Below are 12,685 nucleotides of genomic sequence, written 5' to 3'. Positions count from 1 at the left end.
GGCGTATGATCGCTGCCATGGAGGACTCGGTCGATCGCCATCTGGCCCGCTGGCGCGGCAAGGCGCCCTTCGACGAGCGGGTGGAGGCGATCGTGACGCGGATGCAGTTCCTCGTGAAGCACCTGTCCCACACGAAGGAGGCCGCGCTGGCGGAGGTGGGCATGCAGGACTACGAGTTCGAGACGCTGCACCGCCTCGTGGCGCGCGGCGGCTCTGCGACGCCGTCGGAGCTGGCCGCCGACCTGCTGCTCTCACCCGCCGGGATGACCGGCCGCCTCGACACGCTGGAGCGCACGGGGCTCGTGCGCCGCGTCCGCAGCGCCTCCGACCGCCGCCGGGTGGACGTGGAGCTCACCCCGAAGGGCAAGGACCTCTGGTTCGAGGCGATGACCATCCGGGCCGAGGTGGAGGCCGCCATGGTCAACGCCCTGTCGGCCGCGGATCAGGACGTGCTGGACACCCTGCTCAAGCAGCTCCTGCTGAAGGCGGAAGACATCCGCTGATCGCTACCGGCCGGTGCGGCTGGCCACGATCACCTGCACCGTGTGCTCCAGCGCGTACGCCGGATCCGCGCCCCCGCCCTTGACCTGCTCATCGGCGCTGGCCACCGCCTGGATCGCGCGCGCCAGCCCCTCCGGCCCCCACCCGTTGAGCTGCCGCTTGACCCGATCGACCTTCCACGGCGGCATGCCGACATGGCTGGCGAGCTGCCCGCCCCGCAGGTTGCGCGGCGCGCTGCCGACCTTGGCGAGCGAGCGCAGCCCGCCGGCCAGCGCGCTGACCAGCAGCACGGGCGCGACGCCGGTGCCGAGCGCCCACCTGAGCTGCTCCAGGGCCTCGGCCAGCCGCCCCTCGACGGCGGAGTCGGCGACGTTGAAGCCCGTGACCTCGGCCCGCCCCTTGTGGTAGCGGGCCACCGCCGCCGCGCCGATCGTCTTGTCGTCGGTGTCGAACACGAGCTGGCTGCACGCGGCGGCCAGCTCTCGCAGGTCGTTGCCGACGGCGTCGAGCAGCGCCTGCGCCGCGTCGCCCGAGATGCTCCGCCCGGCACGCTTGAACTCGCCCCTGATGAAGTCGAGGCGCTCCCCCGCCTTGGTGACCTTGCTGACCGTGACCACCTTGGCGCCGGCCTTCTTCACCCCGTCGACCAGCGCCTTGCCCTTCACCCCGCCGGGGTGCGACAGCACCATCACGGTGTCTTCCGAGGGCTGCTTGGTGTAGGCGACGATCTCGGCGATGACCTCCTTCGGCAGGTCTTGGGCCGACCTGATCACCACCACCGAGCGGTCGCCGAACAGCGACGGCGAGGTGAGCTGCGCCAGCTCCCCCGTCGTGACCTTGCCGCCGAGCAGGTCGTGCACCTCCGCGCCGGGATCGGCGGCCCGCGCCGCCGCCACGACCCCGCTCACCGCCCGCTCGGCCAGCAACTCCTCGTCGCCGACGACCAGGGTCACAGGTGCTGCATCGGTTCCCGCCATGTCAGGCAGCATGCCATGCGCCACCGACAACGTGGTACTCGATCACCGGCACAGGCCGCCGGGCGCGCCCTCAGGCTACGGGCACAGCTCTGCCAGGCGGGGCTTGACGACCTCGATGAGCACGTCCGCGTCGATCTCGATGGTCCGGTCGGGACGCCCGCTGCCGCAGTAGACCGTGCCCATCCCCGGCACGGAGGCGTCGAAGACGATCACGACACCGTCGGCGTCGGACACCGGGCTCGCGCTGCCCGGCTCCACGCCCAGCAGCCGCAACTCCTCGGGCGCGGCCTGGCGGAGCTGGTCGCGGCGCACCCCTGCCGCCCTGGCCAGGCGGGCGTACCCGACGCGCCCGGTCACGGGCAGCGCGGCCAGGACGAAGGTGCCGTCCACCGTACGGAAGACCATGGTCTTCAGCATCATGTGGGTGGGCAGGCCGAGCTTGGTCTCGGCGTCGTGCCGGCCGACGATCGGCACGTGCTCGTGCAGCTTGAAGGGCGCCCCGGACGCCCGGAGCAGATCTTCGGGCGACGTCACCGGGCGATCCTACCGGGCGGGCCCCGCCGGGGCGGGGTCCGGAGCCGGCTCCTCAGGGCCGGGCTCCGCCCCGGCCCGCCGGCCGAGCAGGCGGTGGGCGACGGCGGCCACCACGACCAGGAGCAGCAGGGGCGCGCCGAGCCGGGTGGGCGTCGCGAACGTCTCCGTCACGCTCATCGTGGCGAGCACCCCGAGCAGCACGAGGATGGACAGGGCCGACCCGGCGGCGAGCAGGTTCCCCCTCGGTGAGCGGCGCTCCGGGTGGGCCCGCCAGAACGCGAGGTAGGTGGCCAGGATCAGCACCCACGTGAGCACCGCGCCGCCGAGCGCGAGGCCGACCAGCGCGAGGAACGCCTGCCCCGGGGCGAACGCGGCCAGCAGCGAGGCCAGCACCAGGCCCAGCCCCGAGAAGAGGAGCGCGTTCAGCGGCACGCCCCGGCGGTTGACCCGGGCGAACACCCCAGGCGCGTGCCGGGTCACGGAGAGCTGGTAGAGGGTGCGGCTGGTGAGGTAGACGTTGGTGTTCATGGCCGAGACGGCCGCCACCAGGACCACCGCGTTCATGATGTGCACCGCGGCGGGGATCCCGGCGTACTGGAACAGGCGCACGAAGGGGCTGGCCGTGACGGTGCCGCCCGCGTCCGTCCACGGCACGACCGAGATGACGACCGCGGTGGCGAGCACGTAGAACAGCAGCAGCCGCACCACCACGCCGCGCGTGGCCGCGACCACGTCGCGGCGGGCGTCGCGCGCCTCGCCCGCGGCGATCGCCATGCTCTCGGTGCCCATGTAGCTGAAGAAGACCAGGACCATCGCCAGCCAGATGCCCGGCAGCCCGAACGGGGCGAACCCGCCGTGATCCGTCCAGCCGGACAGGCCGATGGCCGGCGAACCCGGCAGCCCGAAGAAGATCGCCGCGACGCCGAGGCCGATGAACAGCAGGATCGCGACCACTTTGATCATCGCGAACCAGTACTCGAACTCGCCGAAGACCCGGACCGTGAGCGCGTTCGCGGCGAGCACCACGATCGCGATCACCGCGACGGGCACCCACAGCGGGAGCTGCGGCCACCACAGCCGCACGTAGATGCCCGCCGCCAGGGCCTCGCTGCCGACGTTGACCACCTGCGCGCCCCAGTACCACCAGCGCTGCACGAAGGCGGGGCCGCGGCCGAGGAACCGGTGGGCCAGCCCGCCGAACCCGTGCACCCCCGGATAGGCCGCGACCATGGTCGACAGCGCGTACGCCAGCGTCAGGGCGACCGCGCCGCCGATGAGGAACGAGACGACGACGGCGGGCCCGGCCGTGGCGATCGCCGCGGCCGAGCCGAGGAACAGCCCGGTCCCGATGGCGCCGCCGATGCCGATCATGCGCATCTGGCGCCGGGACAGGTCGTGCCGCAGCGGATCCATATCTATGACTCCTGCTCTGGAGCGTGTTCTGTGACGGAGAGGCTCAGCCGCCTGCGCCGCAGGGCCGGGGCGAGCGCCATGGCGATGCCCGCGCCGGCGGCGCCGGTGACCAGGCAGGCCGTCCACAACGCGGCGGCACCGTGTTCTTGGAGGACGAAACTGCTGCTCACCGGCGCGGCCAGGCTGGCGGCGCCGTACGCGGCGTTGAAGAAGCCGCTGTAGCGGCCCTGCATGTCGGGCGGGGCGATCTCCGCGACCAGCGCCGGGCCGACGGCGGCCACCGCGATCTCCCCCACCGTCCAGACCAGCACCGTCGCCGCGTACGCGGGCATGGTGGCGGCCAGGCCCGTCAGCCCGAAACCGGCGCCCGTGAGCGCGATGGCGGCGGCGAAGACGGCCAGCGGGGGCAACGCGGTCAGCCGGCGCAGCAGCAACGGCTGCAGCACGACCACGACCACCGGGTTGACGGCCAGCACCAGGCCGTAGGCGGAGGAGTCGAAGCCTTGCCCCGTCATGACGATCGGCAGCGCCACGTAGGCCTGGACCAGCAGGCAGGCGCAGAGGAAGAAGGCGAGAGTGAGGCTGACCAGCAGCCCGTCCGCCATCGTGAACCGCGTCCACGTGGTGCGCCGCGGCCTCGGCAGGTCCGCCGGCACCAGCCGGGCCGCGATGGTCGCGAAGCTGAGGCAGGCGACGGCGTTGATCGCGAACAGCAGCCAGAACGACCTCGTCGCCAGCCACCCGCCCGCCACGCCGGCGACCGCCGTACCCAGGTTGACCGCCCAGTAGAGCAGGCCGAACGCGCGCGAGCGGTCGGCCGGGGCGACGGTGTCGGCGATGAGCGCCGACACCGCCGGCCGGTACAGGTCGACGGCCAGGCCGTACACGCCCACCGCCAGGGCGATGGCGACGACGTGCGTGGCGAACGGGATCAGCAGCATCGTGCCCGCGCTGGCCAGCATGCCCGCGATCAGCATGCGGCGGCGGCCCACCCGGTCGGCGAGCTGCCCGCCGAGGATCGGCGACAGCATCGCCCCGGCGCCGAACGTGGAGATGACCGTGCCGATGAGCACCGGGGACAGCTGCCAGCGGCCGGAGAGGTAGATCGCGAGGAAGGGCTGCACGACGTAGCCGGCGCGGTTGATGAGCGTGCCCGACCAGAGCACCCAGAACAGCCTGGGCAGCTTGCCCACCGGCCCCCGCGCCACCGCGGCCCTCACCACCTTCACCATGGGATCGGCGTCACCGCGAAGTTCACCACCGCAGTTCGAACGCGTTCGCGGCCCGCCGCTGCGCCATGTTCGCCGCCAGCCGCGCCCCGATCTCCTCGAACCCGGCGCGCAACCGCTGCCGCAGCCGCTCCACCTCGCCCGTCTCCCGGTCGCCGACCGGGCCCAGATGGTTCTCCAGCAGGTAGAACGTGTTCGCCCCCATGTCGAGCTTGTTCAGCTCCGCGCCCCTGCCGAGGACGAACGTGTCCACCCCCATGCCGGCGCCCCGCTGGAACATCTCGTAGAACCACGCCTTGTACAGGTTCTGGCTGCTCGGCACCACCGCGTGGTCGATGCCCTGGGCGACGAACGACATGGTGCGCCCGCCGTCCTCCACCAGGTTCAGGCCCGCCTGCACCGGCGGGCCGCCCTCCAGCGGGCGGCGCAGGTACAGGAACAGCCCGGCCCCGAGCGGCGTCCGGAGCATCGCCCTGAGCGCCGGCAGCGACAGGTGGTTGTGCTGGTGACCGTACTTGCGCAGGTTCAGCCGGTGCAGCCGGTCGAACAGCAGCAGGTGCTCCTCCGTGATGTCGGGGAACGAGACGAGCTCCAGGTCGTACCGCTCGGCGGCGCGGCGGGCCGCCCGGCGCAGATCACCGTGCCGGTTCTTGCCGAGCTGGCCGCGCAGGTCCTCGTCGACCCCCTCGCGCACCCGGTAGTCGGCCCCCACGAACCACGGGATCGGCGTGAACCCGGCCGCCCTCAGCGCCCCCGTGTCGTCGGCCGCCTTGACGACCGGGTACAGCACCCAGTCGGTGGCGAGGTCCGCGGCCCGCTCCCGGGCCTCCCGCACGGTGCGGGCGTCCGGCGCGTCCACGTGGGTGGCGTAGAAGTAGCCGGCCGGCACGTACGCCGTCTGCCGGTGCAGCTTCTGGTCGCCCAGACCCGCCTCCCGCACGATCGCCCACCAGTGGATCATCTCGCCGAGCACGACCGCGGGCGCGGCGACGCCGTACATCTGGCAGAACAGGTCGCGGTAGATCGGCGCCGGTCGCATCGTCAGCCCACGACCTCGGCGGTCAGGCCCCGCGCGGCGGCCTCCAGCAGGATCTCGTCCCGCTGCCGCCAGTGCGACCAGAACGCGCCCTTGTACCCCATCTGCACCAGGCAGGTGAGGAACGGGTTGTCGGCGTAGTTGTTGTCGTCCTTGGTCAGGCCGGGCGCGGTGGGCAGCATCACCCGCGGGTGGTCCTCCTCGGGGATGTACTTCCACAACATCTCGACCGTACGCAGCCAGCGGCCGTTGGGCAGGCCCATTGTCTCCTTGTCCTCCGGCAGGTCCGGGGAGAAGTAGTACAGCGGCCGCAGCTCGCCGTCCTCGTCGAACATGAACTGGCGCTCGTACTCCACCACGCTCGCGCAGCTCTCGATCGGACGGATCGTGATGGGCCTGGTCGCCGTGTTCGACTGCACGCCCGGAACGGTGCGGACGCCGGCGCTGCGCTGAGCGAACTCGATGCCCAGCGGCGAGTACGGGAACAGCCGGATGCCGAGCGTGAAGCCCACCACGGTGGCGTCGAGGGCGAGCGTGGCGTCCACGCACTCGCGCAGCGTCTCCCACGTCTCGCCCGGCATGCCCGCCATGACCTCGACCATCGTCAGCATGCCGTACTTGTTCGCGAGCCGGCACACCTCCCGGGTGTTGTCGAAGGTGTAGTAGCGGGCGCCGCCCGAGGTCACCTTCCAGCCCTTGAGGATGTCCTCGCGGACGTGGTCCGGCGCGACGTTCACGCCCCGGCAGCCGGCCTGCGCCAGCAGCTCCGCGAACTCCTCGTCGAACGGCGCCGGCTGCGAGTAGATCCACAACCTCAGCCGGTGCAGAGGCGAGGACGCGTCCGCGTTCTTCCTGCGCACGATCTCCCGCAGGATCGCCTTGCTGTTGCCGATGTTGAGGTTGAACTCGCTGTCGGTGGTGTGCAGGTCGAGCACGCCCTGCCCGGTCAGCGCCTCCATCTCGTCCACGACCTTCTCCGGCCGCCGCCGCGCGAACCGGTTGCCCTTGGCGTCGGGCTCCACGCAGTGCGTGCAGGCGAACGGGCAGCCGTTCTTGGTGAGGATGTTGCCGAGCCCGCCGCGCTGGTAGTACTTCAGGTTGTCCACCTTCCACGGCTCGCCCGAGCGGCGGGTGTAGGCGGTCTCCCGGTTCGCGAACTCCGCCCGCCCCTCCAGCTCGTGCCGCAACGGCAGCTCCGACACCCACACGCCGTCGCCCGGCACCCGCGTCACGCCGTCGCCCGTGTTGATGATCAGGCCGGGCACCGTACGCGGCGAATCCCCGCCCGCCAGCGCCTTCGCGAGCCTCGAGATGATGATCTCCCCCGGCCCCTTGACCCCGAAGTCGATGCCGAAGTAGTCGACGAGCGCGAACGGCATCGACGAGAACCCCACCCCACCCGCGATGATCGGCGCGCTCGACACCGCCTGGACGGCCTGGATGATCTCGCGGTGCTCCGGCAGGAACACCCGCTGCTCCTGCGGGTAGATGGTGTCGGTATTACGGATCGTGATCCCCACGAGCAGCGGCTCGCGATCGGCGAAGAATTCCTCGACCGCGCTCCGCCAGTCGTCCCTCCGGAACGTGAGATCGAGCACCTCCACCCGGAACCCGGCGGCCTCCAGGGAAGTGGTCAGAATATCGAGCGCGTACGGCGTGATCGGCGGGTGCAGCTTATTCGGGTTAACCAGGACGACAAGTTCCTGGGACATTACCTACCCCCATGTGAATGGTCTGCCGCCGAGATCGGCATCGCACCAGCGGACCCCGGCAGAACGTATTCGCGCACGGCGGAACCACGGACGAAGATCAGATGCCCGCGGCTGTCTTGCAGCAGCTGAATAAGTTCACTCGGGCAGGCCGACGGCCCCCCGAAGCCGATGGCCAGAGTTACTTACGTGCCCGTCATTTGTCAATACGAATACGGCCCCACACGAAACAGGGATAGTGATCGTCTCCCCGAGAACCACGATGGGCCACTTCCACGGCCGCATCGGACGGCCACTGCGGCGCGGCCATTTTCGGACACAACGAATCACCGCCGACGTCACCGCGGCATTGGCACACTTAGCCGAGGAGTTTCAGCGGACGACAAGGACTTTTATCGGAATCGAACGCACCGGCAAATACGAATTGGGTCCACACGAAGCGGCGCTATCCAACAAACGTTACGGAACCATCACACCCCACGCCCGCACGAGACCACTGACCCCATAGCTGCACGAGACCACTGACCCCATAGCTGCACGAGACCACTGACCCCACCGCCGCACGGAACCACCGCACCTCACAACCGCGCGCAACCACCGCACTCATGGCCGCACGAGACCACTGACCCACCGCCGCACGCAACCATCACCACCACACTGCGGCTGGGCCAAAGCCACCGCCACGACGCCCAGGACACCGGCCGACATGAGACCACCACCGGCCACCCAATACGCCGTGACCCGGTCGAACCGGCCACCACGACGCCCCCGAGGGCCCCCAACGGCCTGCACGAGACCACGCCAGCCACCCGCCCACCACACCATGACCCGGCCGAAGTGACCGCCATGACGCCGCCCAGGGCGCCCTACGGTCCGCGTGAGACCACCGCCAGCCCTCCTTCCTCCCGTTCGACGACGGCGAGGTCTCCGGACTGGTCCGTTCTGTGGACGGCGAGCCCGAGCCCCCGGAGGAGGGCCAGCGTGGACATGGCCGGATGACCGTAGTCGTTGCCGGCGCCCACGCTGATCAACGCCGCTCGCGCCCCCAGCGACGCGAGGAAGGCCGGGGACTGCCTGTTCGAGCCGTGGTGCGGTGTCTTGAGGAGGTCGGCCCGTACGGGGAACCGGTGCAGCAGCTCGTCTTGAGCCTCCGTCTCCAGATCGCCGCCCAGCAGGATCGACCCGGCGCGCCACCGCACGTGCAGGACCACGCTCGAGTTGTTGATCGTGCTCCCCTCGCTCTGCCCGCTCATCTCCCCCCTCGCGAGATCCGGCGCCAGCACGGTCAGCTCTGACGGACCGAAACGCCAGCGCGTCCCCGGCGGCACCGTCCACTCGGGAACGTGGTGGCGCGCCAGCGTGGCCCAGACCCGGGCGCCGGACCCCTCATGGATCCGGTGCGGACTGACGACCACCGCTCCGACCCGCCGGCCCCTGAGAACGCCCGGCAGACCGTCCACGTGATCAGCGTGCGGGTGAGTGAGAACGAGCAACGGTACGTCCTCGACACCGACCCTACGCAGGCACCGATCCATCACGACCGGATCCGGCCCCGCATCGACCACGACCCCCCGCCCCGGCCCCGCCGCCACGACCAGCCCATCCCCCTGCCCCACGTCACACATCACCATCAACCACCCTTTGGGCGGCCAGGGACCAACGACGGGCCGAACCACCAGAATCGCCACCAGCGCGGCAACAACCACCGTCAACGCAACGGCCCGCCAGGCACGACGCCTCAGAACGGGCACCGCCACGATCACCGTCACCAGCAGCAGCCCGAGCCCCGGCAGACCAGCAGGCCACGGCAGGGTGGCGAAGGGCAACCCCACCGACCACCGACCGACCATGATGATCCACCCGACCGCATAACCCGCCGGGATCACGAGAAGCTGGGCGGCATCGGGCCACAGCGGCGCCACCAGCGCGGCACCGAAGCCGAGCAGCGTGGCCGGGGCCACCGCCGGGGCGACAAGCAGGTTCGCCACCAGCGCGACGGGGGTGAGCTGCCCCGCCATCAACACCAGAACCGGCGTCACAGCCAACTGCGCCGCCGCCGGCACGGCCACGGCCTCAGCCATCCACCGAGGCAACGGCCGCCCAAAAAGCCATCGAGCACCGGCCTGCCCCTTACCTGCGCCCGCACCCGACGCCCCACCTGGCCTCGCGCCCGGCACCTCACCTGGCCCGACGCCCGCCCCTTGACCTCGACCTTCACCCGACGCGCCGCCTCGCCCCACACGAGGCACCCCACCCCGCTGCCCAGCCGATACGTCACCTCGCCCCACACGAGACGCCCCACCCCGCTGCCCAGCCGTTACATCGTCCCGCCCCACACGAGGCACCCCATCCCGCTGCCCAGCCGATACGTCACCTCGCCCCGCATCAGGCATCTCATCCCACCGCACAGCTGACATCTCGTCTCGCCTCGCACGTGCTGTGCCACCTCGCCGTACGTCAGGCGTCCCGCCCCGGTGCAGGGCCGACGCGTCGCCTCGCCTCACGCCGAGCGCGCCGCCCTCGTGCACAGCCAATACGTGGCCCCGCTCCGCACGTGAAGTGCCGCCCGGCCCCAAGCCAGGCATGCCACTCGACCCCAAGCCAGGCGCGCCGTCCCGCCCTTGGCCCGCTGTGCGTTCATCTTCCGAGCCCTGGGCGCGGGGCGGCTCTTCTCGGGGACCGTCCTTTTCTGGGGCGCCTGACAGCTTGTCCCGCCAGCGGGGAGCGAGGAGGAGGATGCCGGCGGTGGCCGTGACCGAGAGGGCGAAACCGTACGAGCGGGCCAGGTCTGGGGCGAACAGGACCAGGAAGAGGACGGTGGCCGACAGGGCTGCGAGGCCGTCCTTCGAGCGGCCGGTGCCCATGGCGACGGCGGCGGCCAGGCCCATGAGGAGAGCGCGGAGCACGCTCGGGGACGGGCGGGCGACCACCGTGAACGCGAGCATCGCCACGGCGGCGAAGATCGCCCGCAGGGGAAGGGGGAGGCCGATCAGGCGGGAGAGCGCGAGGGCCGCTCCCGCGACGATTGCCAGGTTGGCGCCCGAAACCGCGTTCAGGTGGCTCAGACCTGCTTCTTTCAGGTCTGCGGTCACCTGCGGGTCCATGCGCGAGACGTCGCCGACGACCAGGCCCGGGAGGAGGCCGCGCTGGTCGGGAGGGAGCACGTCGGCGGCGGAGCGGAGGCCCGCTCTGAGGGTGCCGGCCGCTGTTTGGAGGGCGGAAGGGGGTGACAAGACTCGGGGTGGGGTTCGGGCGAGCAGGGTCGCCGCTTCAAGGGTGCCGGGTGTCGGTCTCGCGAGGCGTCCGGTGACTTCCACGTCTTGGGTCGGCAGGAGCGAGGCCCAGGCGCGGCCGGTGGCGAAGACCGTGATGGGGACGTTGACCGCTTGCCTCGTCGTGGGCGTCTGGATGAGCTTGAGGTCTGCGGAGACTACGTAGCTTTCCTGGGTGAAGCGGGAGTTCCTGTTGGGGCGGCGTTCCGGGTCGCCGGTCAGGGTGATGACGGCGGTGATGGTGGCGTTCTGGCCGGCCAGTTCCGCTGCTGGGCTCGATGTCAGGGCATGGATGCGGAGGGCGACTGCGGCTGAGGCGGCGGCTGTGCAGATGAGGGTGGCTATGAGGATGTTGCGCCAGCTTGCGGCCCTCTCGGTGCCGCGCCACCACCTTCTGTGCGCGGTGATGCTACGGGCGTGTGTGGTGGTGCCGTGTGCGGTGGCGCTCGGGGCGCTAGCTGTCCGGTGGGTTGACGGGGTGGGTGCGGGCGGGCAGGGCTGCTCTGTGGGCGTGGATGGGCAGGGCGGCGGGTTTTCCGGTGCGGACGGGAAGGGCGCCTGAGTGTGTACGGACGAGCCGGGCCGACCGGGGCGCTCAGGGCGTGCGGGCGGATCGGGGCGCTCAGGATGCATGGGTGGGTCGGGGTGCGTAAGGCGGGTGGGTGGGCGAAGGTGGGGATGAGGGTGGGGTGGTGAGGGTGAGCTGGTGAACCACGCCGTGGCTGCGGCGGTGATGGATGCTGCGGTGGCAATGATCGTGCCCGTTAGGGGTGGGCCGGTGAGGCTGATCAGGGCGCCGGCCCAGGCTGCCACAGAGGGGAGGGCGAGGGGCCATGCATGCGTGCGCACGGCGGGAGGGTGGTCGTGCTGAGGGGCGTCGTCATGTTGTGGGTTGGGGATGGGAGTGTCGCGCTCGTGCGTGCGCGCGGTGGGAGGGTGATGTTGGTGAGGAGCGTCATCGCGTTGGGGAACGGGGATGGGCATGTCACACCCGGACCTTCGGTTTGATCTCCTCGAACTTTCGGGGGCCGATGCCTGTGACTTCGCGGAGCTGGTCGACTGTGGTGAAGCCGCCTCGGGTGGTGCGGAACTCGGTGATGCGTGCTGCCAGGACCTCCCCTACGCCCGGGAGCTGCTCCAGTTGGTCGGTGGTCGCCGTGTTGAGGTCGAGCACGGTCGTGGCGGGGTCGGCGGCAGGGAGAGGCTGTTGAGGGGCTTGGCCGGCGGGGGCGCCCACGACGATCTGCTCGCCGTCGATCAGGCGTCTGGCCAGGTTCAGTGAGCCTGTGGAGGCGGTGCGGGACACTCCTCCTGCGGCTGTGACCGCGTCAGCTACCCGGGAGCCTGTGGGGAGTCGGTAGACGCCCGGGTTGCGGATCTTGCCGGTGACGTGGATGGTGACCGCGGTCGTCGCCGAGGGTGGGGGTTGGGGGGTCGGGGCGATCTGAGTCATGGGGGTGGGGGGTGGCAGAGGCTGGGGTGAGGGCTTTGATCGCCAGAGGAAGAAGGCGGCCATGGCTGTCGCCAGCACCCCTAGGGCGAGGAGGACGCGTAGGCCGGGCTTGCCTGGGTCGAGGGCTGCTGGGGCCTGTGCAGCGATGGCCTTGCGTAGTGCCTGGAGGGGGGCAGGTACGGGGGCGGCTGGCAGGGGGGCGTGCGGTGTTGAGGTTGGCCAGTGCTGAGCGGGCGGATTGTTGCTCTGGTGCTGCTCGGGCAGCGATCGCTCGCCCCAGGGCTGGCTGGTGGGCGAATGCTCACCTGGTGGCCACACCTTGCTCGAGTACTGGCCTGATGGCTGCTCGCCTGAGGGGTCTTCGGCCCAGGGCCGCTTGCTGAGTGGGTACTCGCGTGGTGACCAGTCGCCGCCTCGGTGCTCACGTGGTGACCACACGTTGTCTGGATGCTCGGCCGAGGGGGGCTCGTCTACTGAGTGCTTGTCCGGTGGCTGCTCGTGAAGCGGGCTCGCGTCCCAGGGCTGCTCGCTGGGCGATGGTGGGGTCGAGGGCGGAAGTGC

At 70.9% G+C, this 12,685-nt stretch carries 9 protein-coding genes and 1 pseudogene; 1 reads left to right on the top strand and 9 read right to left on the bottom strand.

Annotated elements, in window-relative coordinates:
• Positions 1-17 precede the first annotated feature (17 nt).
• Entirely contained in the window at positions 18-503 is a 486-nt protein-coding gene (locus tag HCN51_RS10550) for a MarR family winged helix-turn-helix transcriptional regulator (protein WP_168009183.1), read from the top strand.
• A 3-nt stretch (positions 504-506) separates the two neighbouring features.
• On the opposite strand, the gene holA is transcribed toward HCN51_RS10550, so the two are convergent.
• The 9 genes and pseudogenes from holA to HCN51_RS10505 form a co-directional block, all read right to left on the bottom strand.
• The gene (gene holA, locus HCN51_RS10545) at positions 507-1,478 is read right to left on the bottom strand and encodes a DNA polymerase III subunit delta (protein WP_168009181.1); all 972 of its coding nucleotides are present in this window, start codon (positions 1,476-1,478) and stop codon (positions 507-509) included.
• 75 nt (positions 1,479-1,553) lie between these two features.
• Positions 1,554-2,012 carry a YbaK/EbsC family protein gene (locus tag HCN51_RS10540; RefSeq protein ID WP_168009179.1) on the bottom strand — a complete coding sequence of 153 codons (459 nt, stop codon included), beginning with the start codon at positions 2,010-2,012 and terminating at the stop codon, positions 1,554-1,556.
• 9 nt (positions 2,013-2,021) lie between these two features.
• On the bottom strand, positions 2,022-3,425 hold the full coding sequence (locus tag HCN51_RS10535; protein ID WP_168009177.1) for an amino acid permease: 1,404 nt from the start codon (positions 3,423-3,425) through the stop codon (positions 2,022-2,024).
• A gap of 2 nt (positions 3,426-3,427) precedes the next feature.
• Entirely contained in the window at positions 3,428-4,657 is a 1,230-nt protein-coding gene (locus HCN51_RS10530) for an MFS transporter (RefSeq protein WP_168009175.1), read from the bottom strand.
• A 22-nt stretch (positions 4,658-4,679) separates the two neighbouring features.
• A complete protein-coding gene (locus tag HCN51_RS10525; RefSeq protein WP_168009173.1) occupies positions 4,680-5,693 on the bottom strand; it encodes a GNAT family N-acetyltransferase in 1,014 nt (337 codons plus the stop codon).
• Positions 5,694-5,695: 2 nt separating this feature from the next.
• Positions 5,696-7,402 (bottom strand): tryptophan 2-C-methyltransferase, encoded by a 1,707-nt coding sequence (gene tsrT / locus HCN51_RS10520; protein ID WP_168009171.1) that lies wholly within the window; start codon positions 7,400-7,402, stop codon positions 5,696-5,698.
• 863 nt (positions 7,403-8,265) lie between these two features.
• Entirely contained in the window at positions 8,266-9,480 is a 1,215-nt protein-coding gene (locus HCN51_RS10515) for a ComEC/Rec2 family competence protein (RefSeq protein WP_240972715.1), read from the bottom strand.
• 621 nt (positions 9,481-10,101) lie between these two features.
• Positions 10,102-11,304: pseudogene (locus HCN51_RS61235) on the bottom strand (ComEC/Rec2 family competence protein); the annotation flags it as partial.
• 352 nt (positions 11,305-11,656) lie between these two features.
• Positions 11,657-12,124: a ComEA family DNA-binding protein gene (locus tag HCN51_RS10505; RefSeq protein WP_240972700.1), complete on the bottom strand. Its 468-nt coding sequence runs from the start codon at positions 12,122-12,124 to the stop codon at positions 11,657-11,659.
• Positions 12,125-12,685: the final 561 nt, after the last annotated feature.

It is taken from the genome of Nonomuraea composti (genome assembly GCF_012034275.1).
GTDB classification, from domain to species: Bacteria; Actinomycetota; Actinomycetes; order Streptosporangiales; family Streptosporangiaceae; genus Nonomuraea; species Nonomuraea composti.
This window is presented reverse-complemented; position numbering and strand designations above follow the sequence as displayed.